This is a genomic window from Sabulicella rubraurantiaca, from assembly GCF_017355885.1.
GTDB lineage: Bacteria > Pseudomonadota > Alphaproteobacteria > Acetobacterales > Acetobacteraceae > Roseococcus > Roseococcus rubraurantiacus.
Genome location: NZ_JAFEUU010000004.1, coordinates 329,798 through 346,925 on the forward strand (window position 1 = coordinate 329,798; position 17,128 = coordinate 346,925).

Below are 17,128 nucleotides of genomic sequence, written 5' to 3' on the forward strand. Positions count from 1 at the left end.
GGAAGGCTTGCTCAGCCGCGGCGGCGGTTGGCGTTCTCGGGGATGAAGGGCGACCAGTTCTCCGCGGCGATGGCGGTGGGCGTCTTGGAGACGATGCTGAACTGCCCATCCGCCTGGATCTCGCCGATCATCACCGGCTTGGTCAGGTGATGGTTCGCCTTCATCTCGCTCTCATAGCCCGAGGGCGCGGCGACCTTCTGGCCGATCATCGCGGTGCGGACGGCATCCACGGAGGTGGTGCCGGCCGTCGCCACGGCCTGGGCCCACATCTTGAAGCCGATCAGCGTGGCTTCCATCGGGTCGTTGGTCACGCGGCGCGGGTTCTTGATGTAGTTGCGCCAGAGCTGGACGAAGTCGCGATTGGCCGGCGAATCCACGGACATGAAGTAGTTCCAGGCCGCGAGGTGTCCGACCAGCGGCCGCGTGTCGATCCCCGCCAGCTCCTCCTCGCCGACCGAAAAGGCCACGCAGGGAATGTCCTCGGCCTTGATGCCCTGGTTGCCCAGCTCCCGGTAGAAGGGAACGTTGGCGTCGCCGTTGATCGTGCTGACGATGGCGGTCTTCTTGCCCTCGCCGGCGAAGCGCTTCACCCGCGCGACGATGCCCTGCCAGTCGCTGTGGCCGAAGGGGGTGTACTCCTCCATGATGTCGGCATTGGTGATGCCCTTGCTGTTCAGGAAGCCGCGCAGGATGCGGTTCGTGGTGCGCGGATAGACGTAGTCCGTGCCGAGCAGCACGATGCGCTTCGCCTCGCCACCATCCGGCCCCATCAGGTACTCGACGGCGGGGATGGCCTGCTGGTTCGGTGCGGCGCCGGTGTAGAAGATGTTGCGGCTCTCCTCCTCGCCCTCATACTGGACGGGGTAGAAGAGCAGGCCGTTCAGCTCCTCATAGACCGGCAGCACCGACTTGCGGGACACGCTGGTCCAGCAGCCGAAGCTGACATCCACGCGATGCACCTGCAGCAGCTCGCGCGCCTTCTCGGCGAAGAGCGGCCAGTTCGAGGCGGGGTCCACCACCACCGCCTCCAGCCGGCGGCCGCCGATGCCGCCCTGGCTGTTCTGCGATTCCACCATCATCAGCACCGTGTCGCGCAGCGCCGTCTCGCTGATCGCCATGGTGCCCGACAGGGAATGCAGCACGCCGACCTTGATGGGCGCGCCCTGGGCGTAGGCGGGGGCGGACAGGGGAAGGGCGCCAAGGCCCAGCAGCGCCGCGCGACGTGAGATCCTGAGGTTCATGCTTGCTCTCCTCCGGCGCTCACTCCAGGCGCCTCGCCATATCTTGCGGGGGCTGGGCCCGGGCTCGGAGGCAGGAATCGGGACCAGATTTGCCCACCCGCGCCCGCTTTGCCCAGATTCGTAGCGACATGTCAGAGAGAAGCCCGTGAAACGGGCGCGTTGCGCTGCGGCGCCGTTCTGCGAAGCTACCCAGCGTGACCACCCTGCCCTTCCGCCACCAGCGCGCCGATGGCGGCATCACGGCGCGCTTCACCGCGGGGCCGGGGGGCGCTCGCCCGGTGGTGCTGGCGCAATCCGCGCCCTTGCGCCTTCTTCTTCCCGACCCCGAACCGGATGAGTGCAGCATCGCCGCACTGCTCAACACCGGGGGTGGCCTGGCGGGGGGCGATGCGGTCCACGTCGCCCTCGCCCTCGGACCCGGTGGGCGCCTGACCCTGGCCACGGCTGCGGCGGAGAAGGTCTACCGCTCCCTCGGCCCGGCGACGCGGATCGAGAACCGACTGGAGGTGGAAGACGGCGCTGCACTGGAGTGGATCCCGCAGGAAACCATCCTGTTCGATGGCGCCTCGCTGGAGCGGCGCACGGAGATCGTGCTCTCCTCCACCTCGCGCCTCCTGGCGCTGGAGATGCTGGTCTTCGGCCGCGCCGCCGGCGGCGAGGTGATCCGCCGCCTGCATTTGCGCGACACCTGGCGCCTGCGGCGCGACGGCCGCCTGCTCTGGGCGGAGGCGCTGCGCCTCGATGGACCCGAGCGCCTCGCCGACCCGCTCGGCTTCGGCGGCGCGGGCGCGATGGCGACGCTGCTCCTCGCCGGACCCGAGGCCGAATCCCTGCTGCCAGCGCTCCGCGATGCGTTGCCGGAGAGGGGTCACGCCGGTGCGACGAGGCCGGCTCCGGGCTTTGTGCTGGCGCGCATCCTTGGCGAGGCGGGCGCGGTGCGTGCTGTCATCGCGGGCATCCTGCCGATGATCCGGGCAGGAATGCTCGGCCAGCCGCGCGCCCTGCCGCGCCTGTGGACGAACTGACCGCTCCCGGTCAGGATGCGCCCATGTATTTGACCCCTCGCGAGAAGGACAAGCTGCTGGTCGCCATGGCAGCGCAGGTGGCGCGCCGGCGGCTGGAACGCGGCGTGAAGCTGAACCATCCCGAGGCCATCGCCCTCATTACCGACTTCGTCGTGGAGGGGGCGCGCGACGGGCGCAGCGTCGCCGACCTCATGCGCGCGGGCGGTGAGGTGCTGCGGCGGGAGCAGGTGATGGAGGGCGTGGCGGAGATGATCCACGAGATCCAGGTCGAGGCGACCTTTCCCGACGGCACCAAGCTCGTCACCGTGCACCAGCCCATCCGATGATCCCCGGCGAGATCATCCCTGCCCCTGGCGAGATCGAGCTGAATGCCGGGCGCGACGCGGTGGAGCTGGAGGTCGCCAATACCGGCGACCGCCCCATCCAGGTCGGCAGCCACTACCATTTCGCGGAAACCAATCCCGCGCTGCGCTTCGACCGCGAAGCGGCGCGCGGACGGCGCCTCGACATTCCCGCCGGGACAGCCACGCGCTTCGAGCCGGGGCAGACGCGCCGCGTGCGCCTGATTCCCTATGGCGGCGCCGGCATCGTCCACGGCTTCCGCGGCGAGACGGAAGGGAAGATCTGACCGTGCCGACCCGCATCTCCCGCCACGCCTATGCCGGCATGTATGGCCCGACCACGGGCGACCGCGTGCGCCTCGCCGACACGGATTTGTTCATCGAAGTCGAGCGCGACCTCACCACCCATGGCGAGGAGGTGAAGTTCGGCGGCGGCAAGGTGATCCGCGACGGGATGGGCCAGTCGCAGCGAACCCGCGCCGAAGGTGCGATGGACACGGTGATCACCAACGCGCTGATCGTGGACCATGCCGGCATCTGGAAGGCCGATATCGGGCTGCGCGACGGGCGCATCGCCGCCATCGGCAAGGCCGGTAACCCGGACACCCAGCCCGGCGTGGACATCGTGATCGGTCCGACCACGGAGATCATCGCCTGTGAAGGCAAGATCCTGACGGCCGGCGGCATCGACCCGCACATCCACTTCATCTGCCCGCAGCAGATCGAGGAAGCGCTGGCCAGCGGCATCACCACCATGTTCGGTGGCGGCACCGGCCCGGCCCACGGCACCCTCGCCACCACCTGCACGCCGGGCGAGTTCCACTTGGCCCGCATGCTGCAGGCCGCCGAAAGCTTCCCGATGAACCTGGGCTTCCTCGGCAAGGGCAACGCCGCCCTGCCCGGTGCGCTGGAGGAGCAGGCGCTGGCCGGGGCCTGCGGCTTCAAGCTGCACGAGGATTGGGGCACCACGCCAAAGGCGATCGACACGTGCCTTTCCGTCGCCGATGCCTTCGACGTGCAGGTGGCGATCCACACCGACACGCTGAACGAGAGCGGCTTCGTGGAGGAAACGATCCGCGCCATCGCCGGCCGCACCATCCAGGCCTTCCACACGGAGGGCGCGGGCGGCGGCCACGCGCCGGACATCCTGCGCGTCGTCGGCCTGCCCAACCTGCTGCCGAGCAGCACCAACCCGACCATGCCCTACACGGTGAACACGGCGGACGAGCACCTGGACATGCTCATGGTCTGCCATCACCTGGACCCGAAGATTCCCGAGGACATCGCCTTCGCCGAAAGCCGCATCCGGCGCGAGACCATCGCGGCGGAGGACATCCTGCACGACATGGGCGCCATCTCCATGATGTCGTCCGACAGCCAGGCGATGGGCCGCGTCGGCGAGGTGATCATCCGCACCTGGCAAACGGCGCACAAGATGAAGGCGCAGCGCGGCCGCCTGCCGGAGGAAACGGGCGACAACGACAATTTCCGCGTCCGCCGCTACGTCGCCAAGTACACGATCAACCCCGCCATCGCGCAGGGCATCAGCGAGCACGTGGGCAGCGTCGCGGTCGGGAAGCTGGCGGACCTCGTGCTGTGGTCACCCGCCTTCTTCGGCGTGAAGCCGGAGATGATCCTGAAATGCGGCACCATCGCCATGGCGCCGATGGGCGACCCCAACGCTTCCATCCCCACGCCGCAGCCGGTGCATTACCGCCCCATGTTCGGCGGGTTCGGCAAGGCGATGGTGGCGAGCGCCGTCACCTTCACCTCCGCCGCCGCGCTGGACCGCGGCATTGGCGGAAGGCTGGGGCTGGAGCGCCCCCTGCTGCCGGTGCGGAACACCCGCGGCGGCATTGGCAAGAAGGACATGGTGCTGAACGACGCACTGCCCGCGGTGGAGGTGGATCCCGAGACCTATGAGGTGCGCGCCGATGGCGCCCTGCTGACCTGCGAGCCCGCTTCCGTCCTGCCCATGGCCCAGAGGTATTTCCTGTTCTGATGACCGACACGCTTCCCCGCGCCACGCGCATCATTTTCGGCGGCGCCGGCACCCCCGCCGATACGGTGACGCTCGACTTCGACGACCGCTTCCGCCGCCGGAAGCGCTACGTCGCCGATGGCGGCCTCGCCTTCCTGCTGGACCTGCCGGAAGCGACCGTGCTGCGCCAGGGCGATGGGCTGCTGCTGGATGATGGGCGCGTGGTCGCCGTCCAGGCCGCGCCGGAGACCCTGCTGGAGGTGACGGCCGGAGAGGCGATCGGCCTCGCCCGCTTGGCCTGGCATTTGGGGAACCGTCACCTGCCCGCCGAGATCGACGGCTCCCGCATCCTGATCCGTCGCGACCACGTGATCGAGGAGATGCTGCGCGGCCTGGGCGCCGGGCTGCGCGAGGTGACGGCGCCGTTCAACCCCGAAGGCGGCGCCTATGGCGAGCATAACCGCCAACCCAGCCACCCGCATGGCCACCACGCGCACGACCATGATCACGCGCATGACCACGACCATGGGCACGGCCATCACCACCACCATCACTGACGCCGCACTGTCGCGTCTCCTCGCCTGGTGTTCCCCCGCCTATCCGGTGGGCGGCTTCTCCTACAGCCACGGCATCGAGGCGGCGGTGGAGCATGGGCTGTGCGAGAAGCGCGAAGGGCTGGTACGCTACATCGAGACCGCCTTGCATGACGGCGCGGGGGCGGTGGATGGGCCGATCCTCGCCGCCTGCCATCGCGGGGCCGAAGCAGGCGACGACGCGGCCCTGGACGAAGCAGCGGAACTGGCCGCCGCCTTTCGCGGCACGGCGGAGCTGGCGCTGGAATCGCTGCAACAGGGCGGCTCCTTCGCATCGGTGACGGAAGCCGCTTGGCCCGACCCGCGCTTCGTCGCCTTCGCGGCACGGCATAAGGGACGCCTCGCCCATGCGGCGGCCTTCGGCGCGGCCGCGGGCTTCCACGGAATCCCGCTGCATGCCGCTCTCTTCGCCTTCCTGTCGGGCTTTGCCGCCAATCTGGTTTCCGCGGGGGTCCGCCTCGTGCCGCTGGGGCAGACGGATGGGCAACTGGCCACCGCCGCGCTTCTTCCCGCCATCCAGTCGGCGGTGGCGCATGCGCTCGAAACCCCGGCCGAGGAAGCCGCCACCGCTTCCCCCATGCTCGACTGGCTCAGCATGGCCCACGAAACCCAGTACACGAGGCTCTTCCGCTCATGAGCACATCCGACCCAGCGATTCAGGCTCCCGGGCCTGCGCCCTCCGGCCAGCGTGGGGGGAACGGACCTTTCCGCGTCGGCGTCGGCGGCCCTGTCGGCTCTGGCAAGACCGCTCTGGTGGAGCGGCTCTGCCGCCACCTGCGCGCGTCGCACGACATCGCCGCCATCACCAACGACATCTACACGCGCGAGGACGCGGAGTTCCTGACCCGTGCCGGCGCCTTGCCGCCCGAGCGCATCATGGGAGTGGAGACGGGCGGCTGCCCGCACACAGCCATCCGCGAGGACGCCTCCATCAACCTCGCCGCCGTGGCGGAGATGAATGCGCGCTTCCCCGGGCTGGAGGTGCTGTTCATCGAGAGCGGCGGCGACAACCTCGCCGCCACCTTCAGCCCAGAGCTGGCCGACCTGACCATCTACGTCATCGACGTCTCGGCGGGCGACAAGATCCCGCGCAAGGGCGGGCCGGGCATCACACGCTCCGACCTGCTGGTGATCAACAAGACCGACCTCGCGCCGCTGGTCGGCGCCGATCTGGGCGTGATGGACCGCGACGCGCGCAAGATGCGCGGCAGCCGCCCCTTCATCTTCACCAACCTCAAGGCCGAGCAAGGGGTGAAGGAGATCGCGGATTTCGTCCTGCAACAGGGTGGGATCGCGGCCTGACGGGATGATCGAGGCCGCGCTGGTCATGGCCGGCGGCGCACTAGGGGCCTGCGCGCGGTTCTGGCTGATCACTGCCGTAACGCGCCGCGCGGGCGAAGGCTTTCCCTGGGGCACGCTCGCAGTGAACGTGTCGGGCGCCTTCGCGATCGGGCTGTTCTCCACTCTGCTGCTCTCGCCGGCACATCTGCCGGAGGGAGCGCTGCTGCCCTGGCTGTTGCTCGTGGTCGGCGGGCTCGGCTCCTACACGACGGTCTCGTCCTTCAGCCTGAACACGCTCGCCCTGATCCATATGGGCGCTTACGCCCGCGCCCTCGCCAACGTCACCGCCTCGGTCGGGCTATGCCTCATGGCGGTGCTGGCGGGACAGCATGTCGCCGGCCTGTTGCGTTGAGCACCTATCTTGCTGTCGCGGCGGGCGGCGCGCTGGGATCGCTGGCGCGCTATGGCGCCTCGCTCGCTGGGGCCGCCTTGCTGGGGCCGTCCTTCCCCTGGGGCACGCTGGCGGTGAACGTCGTCGGCTCGTGGCTGATCGCCTTCTTCGCCCTGCTGAGCGAACCGGGCGGGCGGTTCGCCGCCACGGCCAATGCGCGTCACTTCGTCATGGCTGGCTTCTGCGGCGGCTTTACCACCTTCTCGGTGTTCAGCCTGGAAACGGTTCGGATGCTTCAGGCCGGCTCGACCGGGCTGGCGGCGGCGCATATCGGCCTTTCGGCCGCTCTGTGGATCGGCGCTGCCTGCGTCGGGCATGCCATGGCGGAGCGCCTCAACCGGCGCCGCTGACGGGGCGGCGCATGGCCGCCCCGCCGAAGCTCACTTCAGCCCGGCGCAGAAGCGCTGGATGCGCGTGCAGGCCTCGCGCAAGCTGTCGTCGTCCGTGGCGTAGCTGATGCGGAAATGCCCCGGGAACATGAAGGCGGAGCCGTGCACCGCTGCCACGCCCTGCTCCTCCAGCAGCGCGGAGACGAAATCCTCGTCCGTCTCGATCCGCGCGCCACCTTCGGTGGTCTTGCCCAGGCACCCATGGATGTCGGGATAGACGTAGAAGGCGCCCTCGGGCTTGTGGCAGCGCACACCGGGGGCCTGATTCAGCATCTCCACCACCAGGTCGCGGCGGCGCTTGAAGACGCTGTTCATCGCGTTGACGGATTCCTGCGGGCCGTTCAGCGCCTCGACCGCCGCCGCCTGGGAGATGGAGGAGGTGTTGCTGGTGCTCTGCCCCTGCAGCTTGTCCATCGCCTTGATCAGCGCGACAGGCGCGCCGGCGAAGCCGATGCGCCAGCCCGTCATGGCATAGCCCTTGGAGCAGCCATTCATGGTGATGGTGCGATCCTTCAGGCGCGGCTCCACCTGCACGATCGTCGCCGGCTTGAACCCGTCATAGGCCAGCTTCTCGTAGATGTCGTCCGTGAAGATCCACACATCCGGGTGGCGCAGCAGCACCTCGGTGATCGGCTTCAGCTCCTCGGCGGAATAGGCGGCGCCGGTCGGATTGCAGGGGTTGTTCAGGATGAACCACTTGGTGCGCGGCGTGATCGCGGCCTCGAGCTGCTCCGCCGTGATCTTGAAGCCCTGGTTCTGGCCACAGGGCACGATCACCGGCTTGCCTTCGGCGAGCTGCACGATGTCCGGATAGGACACCCAGCACGGCGCGGGGATGATCGCCTCGTCACCCTTGTCGATCGTCGCCATCAGCGCGTTGAAGATCACCTGCTTCCCGCCGGTGGTGACGATGATCTCCTCCGGCGTGTAGTCCAGGCCGCTGTCGCGCTTGAACTTGGCGCAGACCGCCTTGCGCAGCTCCATCGTGCCGGCGACGTCGGTGTATTTCGTCTCGCCGCGCTGGATGGCGGCGATAGCGGCGTCCTTGATGTTCTGCGGCGTGTCGAAATCCGGCTCGCCCACCGAGAGGCTGATGACGTTCTTCCCGGCCGCCTTCAGCGCCCGCGCCTTGGCGGTGATCTGGATGGTCTGGGAAGGAGAGATGCGGTCAAGCCGCTCGGCGGTGAGTTGCATGAAGGGCCGTGTCCTTGGGCAGGCTTCGGAAAACCGCTGCGGACCCTACGCCCGCCTGTGGAACCATGCAAACCCGGCCAGCAGCAGGCCAGCGATGCCAAGGGTGACGACCGCCAGCGCATTCGCTTCCGGCGTCATGCCGAGGCGCAGCTGGCTGAACAGGTAGACCGGCAGCGTCGTCCCACCCGGCCCCGAAACGAAGGAGGCCAGCACCACGTCGTCCAGCGACAGGACGAAGGCCAGCATCCAGGCGGCGCCGAGACCCGGCGCCAGCATCGGCAGTGTGACGGTCCGCAGCACCGTGAGGCGCGAGGCACCCAGCCCGATCGCCGCCTCCTCCAGCCTCGGGTCCAGAGCCGCGACGCGCGACTGGATCAGGACGCCCGCATAGGCCGCGCCAAGGCTGGCATGGGCCAGGAGCACCGTCCCCGCCCCGCGCTGCGCGGGCCAGCCCAGCAGCGCCTGCATCCCCACGAAAACCAGCAGCAGGGCGAGGCCGGTCACCACCTCCGGCAGCACCAGCGGCGCCCCGGCCAGGGCGCCGAACAGGGCGCGGCCCCGGAACTTCCCGTGCCGCGCCAGCACCCAGCCCAGCGCCCCGCCCGCCAGCGTCGCCAGCGTGGCCGAGGCGGCGGCGATGCGGATCGACAGCCAGGCCGCTTCCAGCACGCGCTCATTGCCTGCAAGCGCCGCGAACCAGCGCAGCGAGAAGCCGCCCCACTCGAAGGGCTCGCGCGAGGCGGAGAAGGCGTAGAGCGCCAGCAGCACGACCGGGCCCCACAGGAACACCACGCCCAGGGCCAGCAGCGCGCGCGTCACCGCCGCACCGAAAGCCGTTGCTGCACCGCCAGCGGCAGGGCGAGCAGCGCCAGCAGGGCGGTGGCCAGCACGGCGGCGAGCGGCCAGTCGCGGGTCTGAAAGAACTCCGCCCAGATGGCGCGGCCCATCAGCACCGCGTCCGGCGCGCCGAGCAGTTCAGGGATCACCACCTCCCCCATCGCCGGGATGAAGACGAGCAGAAAGGCGGCGAGAGCGGCCGGGGCGGCGAGCCGTAGGGTCACGGTGCGGAACACCGTGAAGGACGACGCGCCGAGGTCGGAGGCGGCTTCCTCCAGCGCCAGGTCGCGCCGGGCCAGCGCCGCCCAGAGCGGCAGCACGGCGAAGGGAAGGTATGAATGCACCATGCCGGCCAGCAGCGCCGCATCCGTGTAGAGAAGCTGCAAGGGCTCGATGCCGAGATGACCGAGCATCCGGTTCACCCAGCCCGAATCACGCAGCATGCCGACCCAGGCCGCCATCCGCAGCACGAAGCCGCACAGGAAGGGCGCGAGGACGAGGCCGAGCCAGAGCGTCTGCCGCCGGGCGGGCATCCGCGCGATGCCGAGCGCCATGGCGAAGCCCAGCACGAGGCAGCACAGCGCCGTGATGCCCGCGAGGCGCAGCGAGCGCAGCGCGGCCCCCAGGTAGTAGTCATCCTCCAGCAGCAGCGCCCAGGATTCCGGGCTGCCCTGCCAGCCCTCCGCGCCCCAGGGCAGGCGCACGGGCGGAATGCCGGGCTGCGCCGTGCCGAAGCCCATCATCGCCACCACGGCCAGCGGCAGCGCCACCAGCAGCGCCAGCCAGATCCAGGCCAGGGCGCGGGTCAGGCGGCGAGCGGAACGAGGTCGTCCGCCTCCCAATGCAGTTCCACTGCCTCGCCCGGCGCCGGAGCGCGGGCGGCGGCGGGGAGGAGGAGGCGAAGCGCCATGCCCCCCTCCAGCCGCGCCAGCACCAGCACATCGGCGCCGCGGAAGGCCACTTCCTCCACGCGGGCCGGGCGACCGCCCGGGGCGATGCGGATGCGTTCGGGCCGCAGCGCGAAGCCGCCGCCCGGCCCGTCCAGCAGGTTGGCGGCGCCGAGGAAGCGCGCGACCTCGCGCGTCGCCGGTCGCTCGTAGAGTTCGCGCGGCGGGGCGACCTGGGCGATGCGGCCCGCATCGAGCACGGCGACGCGGTCGGCGAGCGAGAGCGCCTCGGCCTGGTCATGCGTCACCATGACGAAGGCGCTGCCGGTGCGGCGCTGGATGGCGCGCAGCTCGAAGCCGGTGCGCTCGCGGAGATTGGCGTCCAGCGCGGCCAGCGGCTCGTCCAGCAGCACGAGGGTCGGGCGGCGGGCCAGGGCGCGGGCCAAGGCGACGCGCTGCTGCTGCCCGCCCGAAAGCTGATGGGGCCGCCGCCCTTCGAGCCCCGCGAGGCCGAGCATCTCCACCAACTCCGCGACGCGAGGCCCCGGCGCCTCGCCCATGCGGCGCAGCCCATAGGCGATGTTCTCGAACACGCTCATGTGCGGGAAAAGCGCATAGCTCTGGAACATCATCGCCACGTCGCGGCGCTGCGGCGGCAGGGCGGTGATGTCGGCGCCGCGCAGGAGGACGCGGCCGGAATCCGGGCGCTCGAACCCCGCCACGACGCGCAGCAGCGTGGATTTGCCGCTGCCCGACCCGCCGAGCAGCGCCAGGAACTCCCCCTCGCCCACGTCGAGGCTCAGCGCGTCCAGCGCCGTGGAGGCGCCGAAGCGCTTGGACACGCCTTGGAGCGAGAGCAGGCTCAACGCCCGGCCCTGAACCGTGCCCAGAGCCGCGCCCGCGCCCGCTCCCCCGCTTGGGCCGGTGTGCCGGCGATGAAGGAGCGCTCGATGACCTCGGGCGGCGGGAAGACGCTCGGGTCGTTGCGCACCGCCTCGGGCAGCAGGGGGCGGGATTCCGGCACGGCATTGGCGAAGCGCACCTGGCGGGTGATGCCGGCCATCACGTCGGGGCGCAGGATGAAGTCGATGAATGCGTGCGCCGCATCCGGATTCGGCGCGTCCGCGGGGATTGCCAGCATGTCGAACCAAAGCTGCGCGCCCTCGCGCGGGACGGCGTATTGCACGGTGAAAGGCCGCTGCGCCTCGCGCGCCCGTGCTGCCGCCTGGATCACGTCGCCCGAGTAGGTGAAGGCGGCGCAGATCTCGCCATTGGCCAGCGCCTCGATCAGCGCCGGCGGCGAGGGGATGGAGCGCAGATGCGGGCGGATCGCCAGCAGGGCGCGCTGCGCGGCCTCCAGATCCGCCGAATCCGTGCTGTCCGGGTTGCGGCCCAAATGACGCAGCACGGAAGGAAGCACGTCCACCGCGCTGTCCATCATCGCCACGCCGCAGCGCGCGATGCGTCGGATGTTCTCGGGATTCATGAGCAGGTCGAGGCTATCCAGCGGCGCCTCGGGCCAAAGGGCGCGAATGCGCTCGGGGTTCAGGCCCAGCCCCACCGTGCCCCACAGATAGATCACGCCGTGCCGGTTGCCCGGGTCAACCTCGGCGACGCGGCGCATCAGCGCAGGGTCCAGCCCGCGCGCATTCGGGATCCGCGCCACGTCGAGCGGCCGCAGCGCCCCGGCGCGCAGGAGGCGCTTGAAGGAAGGCTCGCTGGTCGGCACCACGATGTCGTAGCCGGAACGCCCGGCGGAGAGCTTGCCCTCCAGCGTCTCCAGCGTGTCGTACACGTCGTAGCGCACGCGGATGCCGGTTTCCCGCGTGAAGCGCTCCACCGCGGCGGGGTCGATGTAGTCGGCCCAGTTGTAGATGTTCAGCACGGTCTGCGCCCGCAGCGGCAGTGCGGCGAGGATCAGGGTCAGGGCGAGGAAAAGGCGGCGCATCGCGGTGTCCCTCCGGCGGGCACGACTTCATGGATGATCGCGCGCCGCCTCGCAACCTTGCCAATTTCTCCTTAAAGTTTCTGTTTTGTTCGCGCATAAGGGGCGGGCCAAGGGGCAAGCTGCGTCCAACGCACCGCCCAGGCACCTCCGCACCCCTCCATACGCTTCCAGCCAACCGCCCGCGCATGCGCCGGCGGCAGGAGACGCTCGTCCATGCCCTTCGCCGCCTCCGCCCTCATTCCGCTGCTGCAGAACAGCGACTCACCCTCTGGCTCTACCGCTCGCCCGATTTGAAGGCGGAGGTGGCGGCGGCGGGCTACTTCAATCCCGCCTCCAACCGCCTGCGCGTCGGCGACCTGATGCTGCTGCAATCGGGCGACGCCATGGCGATGCTGTCCGTGCGCTCCAACGCCGCGACCGGGCCAGGCGTGACGCTGGACGGCGCGGTGACGCCCATCGCCATCACCCGCGCCATCGCGCAATCCTTTGGCATCACCCAGGTCGCCTCGGCCGTCGTGCGGGCCATCGTGCTGGCGCCGGTCATGGCCGGCATCGTGGTCGGCACTTCCATCCCGGTCGAGGCGAAGGTGCATGGCCCGGTCAGTCAGGTCGTGGTGACGCTGCGCGACAGCGCGGGCCGCGTCGTCCCTCCGGTGCAGACCGTGAATGTCGAGCAGGGCTACGCCCTCGCCACGCTGCCGACGCCGCCGGTCGGCACCGGCTACCGCATCCGCGTGGAAGACACGCTGGACGGCGCCGTCTCCGCCACCAGCCCGGCCTTCACCATCCTGCCCGACCTGCGCCTTGTGCTGACGGAAGGCGCGGAGCGCCTCGCGATCGAGGAGGGGGGAACGCTGCTGCAGGAGTGACGACGCGCGACTGGCCTTTCCTTTCCCCTCGACCGGACGGAGATCCATGCCCGACCTCAAGATCAGCGAACTCCCCGCCGCCAACAGCCTTTCCGACACCGACATCGCGCCGCTGGTGCAGACCCAGGGAAGCCTCGCGACACGCCGCGCGACGCTCTCCCAGCTTCGGGGCGCCGTGCTGCGCGAGCGGGGCGTGCATATCCGCGACTTCGGGGCGGTGGGCGACGGCGTGGCCGATGATGGCCCGGCGCTGCAAGCCGCGATCAACGCGCTTTCGCCCAATGGCGGCGTCGTGCATCTCGGCGCCCGCACCTACCGCATCGGCACGGCGGTGACGGTGAGCGGCCACGCCGTCCGCATCGAGGGGCAGGGCTTCACCGAGGGCGGCAATCCGGGCAACGGCACTTGGCTCACCTGCGCCAACCCGGCGATCTTCCCCCTCACCTTCTCCGGCGCCACCGCGCGCGGCTCCGTCGTGCGCAACCTCGCGGTGCGGGAGGCGCATGGCGCGTCGCAGGACACGAGCTGGCAGCCCACCGCCTATCAGTGGTTCTTCCGCGTGCTGGACTGCCTCGGCGGCGTGGATTTCGAGGATCTGCTGCTGTCTGGCGTGAACCGCGGCTTCCTGGTCCGGAATTCGGGCCGCGCCGCCTTTCGCCGTATCCGCGGGCAGATCTTCTCCACCGGCATCGAGATGGACAAGGTCTACGACGTCGCGCGGATCACCGGGGTGCATTTCTGGCCCTTCTGGTCGGCGAACGACAACGTGGTTCGCTGGCAGCAATTCAACGGCGACGCGATGGTGTTCCGGCGCGTGGACGGCGTCTTCGTGGACCAGTCCTTCGTGCTCGGCTACCGCTCCATGTTCCGCTTCTCCTCCTCGGCCGCCGGGTTCACGCAGAAATTCTCCATCTGTCAGGCCTATGCCGATTTCGTGCGCCACGGCTTGTGGGTCGAGGCATCGGGCACGGATGGCCAGGTGGACTCCCTCTCCGTGCAGTGCGAGCGGTTCAACGCCAACGGCGCCACCTTGCCTGGCTCGGTCGGCATCCTGCTCGGCGCCCATTCCTCCCGCGTGCAGATCGGCCAGTTGCGTGTGGATGATTGCGAGGACAATGCGATCCGGGTGGACGGCCATTCCAACCGGCTCGACATCGGCTCGCTGCGCGTCGTCCACTTCAACCAGCGCAACAGCGGCGCAGCGGCGTGCCACCTCGCCCATGCCGCGACGGGCGTGCCGAACCGGGTCATCCTCGCCACCGCGCCCCTGCTGGAGGGCACCACCAATGCCGGGCCGCTGGTGAATGGCGGTACCAACGGCACGGTCGGCGGGCAGATGGCGGCCGGCGCCGCCGCTGCGCCGGGGATTGCGGCCGGCACGCCCGATACGGGGCTGTTCCAGCCGGGCACGGGTGGCCTCGCTGCCTCGGCGGCGGGGCAGAGGTGATGCGCCTTGCCCCCGGGACGGCTACACTGGGCGGCCCCATCGGGGTGCATGGCTTCGAGGTGACGACGCCCGCCGATGCGGTGAACCGCCCGCGCGCGGTGGGCAGCGCGGCGGGCCAGGGCGTCGCCATCCAGGCCAGCGGCAGCGATGCCAATCTCAGCCTTGCGCTGGAAGCGAAGGGCGCCGGGTCGCTCGTGCTGCGGACTGGTGGCGGGGTGCAGGCGCAGATCGCCCATGCGGCCGGGGCGGTGAACCAGGTGGGAATCAGCGGGGGCGCGGCGCGGGTCTCGGCGGCAGGGGCGGACGCCAATGTCGCCCTGGCACTCTCACCCAAGGGAACTGGCGCGCTGCTGGCCCAGACGCCGGATGGCGGCGCGGAGGGCGGTGCTACCCGCGGCGCCAATGCCGTGGACTGGCAGCAATCGCGCAACGCCGCCTCCCAGGTGGCGAGCGGTGCCGCCGCCGTCATAGCCGGCGGGACGGGCAACACCGCGAGCGGCAACCAGAGCTGGGTGCCAGGCGGCAGCCGAGCCACCACCAGGGGCCATCTCGGACGCGGTGCGTGGAGTTCCGGCTTCTTCGCCATCCAGGGCGACAGCCAGGCCGGGGAATTCGTGCTTCGCGCCCTGACCACTGATGTGACGCCGGTCCGCCTGACCGCCGATGGCGCTGCACCCGGCGCGGCGAACACGGTCAACCTCCCGAATAATGGGGGTTACCGGCTCAAGATCCTGGTCGGCAGCTTCCAGACGGGCGGGACCGGCGGCGCCTGGGACAGCGCAAGCTGGGAGATAGACCTGCACATCAAGCGGGGCACCATCAACACCGCCTATGTTGGCGGCTATTCGACCGGCCCTTCCGGCAATGCGGCGATCGCCTCGGGTGCGGCCATCGCCCCCGGCATCGCGGATGCCGCCGCCGCAGGGCTCCGTGTGTCCGTCGCCGCCGACAGCACGAATGGCGGCCTTGCCCTCACCGCGACGGGCGAAGCGGGAAAGACGATCCGCTGGGTCGCCCGCGTCCTCGCCGTCGAAGTGACGTCCTGAACCGCTTGTTTCGAGGAGAACCGACATGGCCTTCCATCAGCCCATCGAACTCGACAACACGGGGGTGGCCGCCAGCTACTGGTGCATCACCCATGTCCAGCTGGACCGCACCGCCGGCGTCGTGGAGGCGGTGATGCACGGCTTCCGGGATGCCGAGGCGCGCGAAGGCGGCAAGGCGCGGCTGCAACGCCTTGCCGCCTTCGCCCTGGAGGCGATGGACGACCCCACGACCCTCGCCCTGGAGGATCTCTACCGCGCCATTCGCGCCATCCCTGCTGCGGATGGCAGCGCGCCGATCTTCGCTGACGCCACCGACATCTGAGGAGCAGAGCCGCATGAGCAACCTGACCGACCATGCCAAGAACATCCTGACCCGCGCCCTGTGCGGCCGCTCCCCGGCCCTGCCGGGCGCGGTGTTCCTCGCCCTCGGCACGGGCGGCAGCGCCGCGACCGGGCTGACGGGCGAGGCGGTGGGCAATGGCTATGCCCGCCAGCGCGTCACCTTCACGGGCACCGGATCGCAGCTGAATGCGGAGGCGGTGCGCTTCACCTTCACCGCGGCCGCCGGCACCTACACCCATGTGGGGCTGTTCGACGCCTCGGCGGGCGGCAATCCGCTCACCCTCTCCGCGCTCGCCCAGGCGGCGCCTGTCGCGGGGCCGGGCACGGTGACGATCAACCCAGGCGCCTTCACCGTCGCCGGCGCATGACGGAAGCGCCCCGGCGGAATGCCACCGGGGCGATTTTTCCACTAGAAAGGCTAAGGAAGGCTGCGCGGGTTGAAACAGGGCCCTGGCAGAACCTAGCTTCACCTTTGAAGAACAGGAGCAACAGCCCGGTGGCGACACGGGACGTAATCCGGCCGGCCCTGCGCGATGCCATGATGACCGACCCTTGCATCGGCTGCGGCGGCCGCCTCGCCGGGCTGTGCCAGCCGCTGGACGCGAGTGCCCTCGACGAGATCTCCGCGGAAAGCGAGCGCGTCACGCAATCCGCCCGCACCATGCTGTTCCGCGAGGGCGACCCGGCGGTGCGCGCCTTCTCCATCGGCGCGGGCGTGGTGAAGCTGTCGCGCCTGCTTTCCGACGGCAAGCAGCAGGTGGTGGGGTTCCGCTTCGCCGGCGACATCGTCGGCTACGGCACCGGCAAGACCTATCCGTATGACGCTGAACTGCTCACCGGCGCGTCCTTCTGCCGCATCGAGCGCGGCCGGCTCGACACGCTGCTGCGCCGGCATCCTGTGATGGAGCGCCGCCTGCTGGACATGTGCCTGCAGGAACTGGCAGCGACGCAGGATCAGCTCGTCACCGTGGGGCGCCGTTCCGCCGAGGCGCGCGTCGCCTCCTTCCTGCTGGGGCTGGAGGAGGCCTACCGGCGCCGCGGCGCGGTGCCCGACCCGCTACCCATGCCGATGACGCGCTCCGATATCGGCGATTTCCTCGGGCTGACGCTGGAAACGGTCAGCCGCAGCCTGAGCCACTTCAAGAAGCAGAAATGGATCGAGGAGCCGGCGCACCAGAAGCTGCGCCTCTCCGACCGCGCCATGCTCACCGAGCTGGCGGAGGGGATGGTCCAGGATCTGTGACCATCCCCCGCCC

At 70.1% G+C, this 17,128-nt stretch carries 21 protein-coding genes; 15 read left to right on the forward strand and 6 right to left on the reverse strand.

Annotated features, from left to right (window positions below):
* Window positions 1–11 precede the first annotated feature (11 nt).
* A complete protein-coding gene (gene urtA, locus JTJ31_RS10215) occupies window positions 12–1,241 on the reverse strand; it encodes an urea ABC transporter substrate-binding protein (protein WP_207538536.1) in 1,230 nt (409 codons plus the stop codon).
* Between the two features lie 194 nt (window positions 1,242–1,435).
* Here urtA and JTJ31_RS10220 point away from each other — a divergent pair, with 194 nt between their 5' ends.
* Genes JTJ31_RS10220 through JTJ31_RS10260 form a run of 9 tightly spaced genes read left to right on the forward strand, consistent with a single transcriptional unit; the run spans window position 1,436 to window position 7,263 of the window.
* Window positions 1,436–2,266: an urease accessory protein UreD gene (locus JTJ31_RS10220; protein ID WP_207538537.1), complete on the forward strand. Its 831-nt coding sequence runs from the start codon at window positions 1,436–1,438 to the stop codon at window positions 2,264–2,266.
* A 23-nt stretch (window positions 2,267–2,289) separates the two neighbouring features.
* On the forward strand, window positions 2,290–2,592 hold the full coding sequence (locus JTJ31_RS10225; RefSeq protein ID WP_207538538.1) for an urease subunit gamma: 303 nt from the start codon (window positions 2,290–2,292) through the stop codon (window positions 2,590–2,592).
* A complete protein-coding gene (locus JTJ31_RS10230; RefSeq protein WP_207538539.1) occupies window positions 2,589–2,894 on the forward strand; it encodes an urease subunit beta in 306 nt (101 codons plus the stop codon). Before JTJ31_RS10225 ends, JTJ31_RS10230 begins: the two co-directional genes overlap by 4 nt.
* A 2-nt stretch (window positions 2,895–2,896) precedes the next feature.
* Window positions 2,897–4,609: an urease subunit alpha gene (gene ureC / locus JTJ31_RS10235; RefSeq protein ID WP_207538540.1), complete on the forward strand. Its 1,713-nt coding sequence runs from the start codon at window positions 2,897–2,899 to the stop codon at window positions 4,607–4,609.
* Complete coding sequence (locus tag JTJ31_RS10240) at window positions 4,609–5,145, forward strand: urease accessory protein UreE (protein ID WP_207538541.1); 537 nt, start codon at window positions 4,609–4,611, stop codon at window positions 5,143–5,145. The genes ureC and JTJ31_RS10240 overlap by 1 nt, the downstream gene beginning before the upstream one ends.
* Window positions 5,102–5,818 (forward strand): urease accessory protein UreF, encoded by a 717-nt coding sequence (locus tag JTJ31_RS10245; RefSeq protein WP_236020053.1) that lies wholly within the window; start codon window positions 5,102–5,104, stop codon window positions 5,816–5,818. Before JTJ31_RS10240 ends, JTJ31_RS10245 begins: the two co-directional genes overlap by 44 nt.
* Window positions 5,815–6,483 carry an urease accessory protein UreG gene (gene ureG, locus JTJ31_RS10250; protein WP_207538542.1) on the forward strand — a complete coding sequence of 223 codons (669 nt, stop codon included), beginning with the start codon at window positions 5,815–5,817 and terminating at the stop codon, window positions 6,481–6,483. The genes JTJ31_RS10245 and ureG overlap by 4 nt, the downstream gene beginning before the upstream one ends.
* 4 nt (window positions 6,484–6,487) lie before the next feature.
* Window positions 6,488–6,874 (forward strand): fluoride efflux transporter CrcB, encoded by a 387-nt coding sequence (gene crcB / locus JTJ31_RS10255; protein WP_207538543.1) that lies wholly within the window; start codon window positions 6,488–6,490, stop codon window positions 6,872–6,874.
* The gene (locus JTJ31_RS10260) at window positions 6,871–7,263 is read left to right on the forward strand and encodes a fluoride efflux transporter FluC (RefSeq protein WP_236020054.1); all 393 of its coding nucleotides are present in this window, start codon (window positions 6,871–6,873) and stop codon (window positions 7,261–7,263) included. Before crcB ends, JTJ31_RS10260 begins: the two co-directional genes overlap by 4 nt.
* Window positions 7,264–7,293: 30 nt before the next feature.
* On the opposite strand, the gene JTJ31_RS10265 is transcribed toward JTJ31_RS10260, so the two are convergent.
* Genes JTJ31_RS10265 through JTJ31_RS10285 form a run of 5 tightly spaced genes read right to left on the reverse strand, consistent with a single transcriptional unit; the run spans window position 7,294 to window position 12,168 of the window.
* Entirely contained in the window at window positions 7,294–8,496 is a 1,203-nt protein-coding gene (locus JTJ31_RS10265; protein ID WP_207538545.1) for a pyridoxal phosphate-dependent aminotransferase, read from the reverse strand.
* A 45-nt stretch (window positions 8,497–8,541) separates the two neighbouring features.
* On the reverse strand, window positions 8,542–9,315 hold the full coding sequence (locus JTJ31_RS10270) for an ABC transporter permease (RefSeq protein ID WP_207538546.1): 774 nt from the start codon (window positions 9,313–9,315) through the stop codon (window positions 8,542–8,544).
* Window positions 9,312–10,175, reverse strand: a complete 864-nt coding sequence (locus JTJ31_RS10275) for an ABC transporter permease (protein ID WP_236020055.1) — start codon at window positions 10,173–10,175, stop codon at window positions 9,312–9,314. Before JTJ31_RS10275 ends, JTJ31_RS10270 begins: the two co-directional genes overlap by 4 nt.
* On the reverse strand, window positions 10,139–11,086 hold the full coding sequence (locus tag JTJ31_RS10280; RefSeq protein WP_207538547.1) for an ABC transporter ATP-binding protein: 948 nt from the start codon (window positions 11,084–11,086) through the stop codon (window positions 10,139–10,141). The genes JTJ31_RS10275 and JTJ31_RS10280 overlap by 37 nt, the downstream gene beginning before the upstream one ends.
* On the reverse strand, window positions 11,083–12,168 hold the full coding sequence (locus JTJ31_RS10285) for an extracellular solute-binding protein (RefSeq protein ID WP_207538548.1): 1,086 nt from the start codon (window positions 12,166–12,168) through the stop codon (window positions 11,083–11,085). The genes JTJ31_RS10280 and JTJ31_RS10285 overlap by 4 nt, the downstream gene beginning before the upstream one ends.
* A gap of 185 nt (window positions 12,169–12,353) precedes the next feature.
* Between JTJ31_RS10285 and JTJ31_RS10290 the strand changes: the two genes are divergently transcribed.
* The 6 genes from JTJ31_RS10290 (at window position 12,354) to JTJ31_RS10315 (ending at window position 17,115) form a co-directional block, all read left to right on the forward strand.
* Complete coding sequence (locus JTJ31_RS10290; RefSeq protein ID WP_207538549.1) at window positions 12,354–13,037, forward strand: hypothetical protein; 684 nt, start codon at window positions 12,354–12,356, stop codon at window positions 13,035–13,037.
* Window positions 13,038–13,083: 46 nt separating this feature from the next.
* A complete protein-coding gene (locus JTJ31_RS10295) occupies window positions 13,084–14,484 on the forward strand; it encodes a glycosyl hydrolase family 28-related protein (protein WP_207538550.1) in 1,401 nt (466 codons plus the stop codon).
* Window positions 14,484–15,530, forward strand: coding sequence for a hypothetical protein (locus JTJ31_RS10300; RefSeq protein ID WP_207538551.1), 1,047 nt, complete (start codon window positions 14,484–14,486; stop codon window positions 15,528–15,530). The genes JTJ31_RS10295 and JTJ31_RS10300 overlap by 1 nt, the downstream gene beginning before the upstream one ends.
* Window positions 15,531–15,555: 25 nt before the next feature.
* Complete coding sequence (locus tag JTJ31_RS10305) at window positions 15,556–15,852, forward strand: hypothetical protein (protein ID WP_207538552.1); 297 nt, start codon at window positions 15,556–15,558, stop codon at window positions 15,850–15,852.
* A 13-nt stretch (window positions 15,853–15,865) separates the two neighbouring features.
* A complete protein-coding gene (locus tag JTJ31_RS10310) occupies window positions 15,866–16,240 on the forward strand; it encodes a phage tail fiber protein (RefSeq protein WP_207538553.1) in 375 nt (124 codons plus the stop codon).
* 128 nt (window positions 16,241–16,368) lie between these two features.
* Window positions 16,369–17,115 carry a Crp/Fnr family transcriptional regulator gene (locus JTJ31_RS10315; protein WP_207538554.1) on the forward strand — a complete coding sequence of 249 codons (747 nt, stop codon included), beginning with the start codon at window positions 16,369–16,371 and terminating at the stop codon, window positions 17,113–17,115.
* Window positions 17,116–17,128 lie beyond the last annotated feature (13 nt).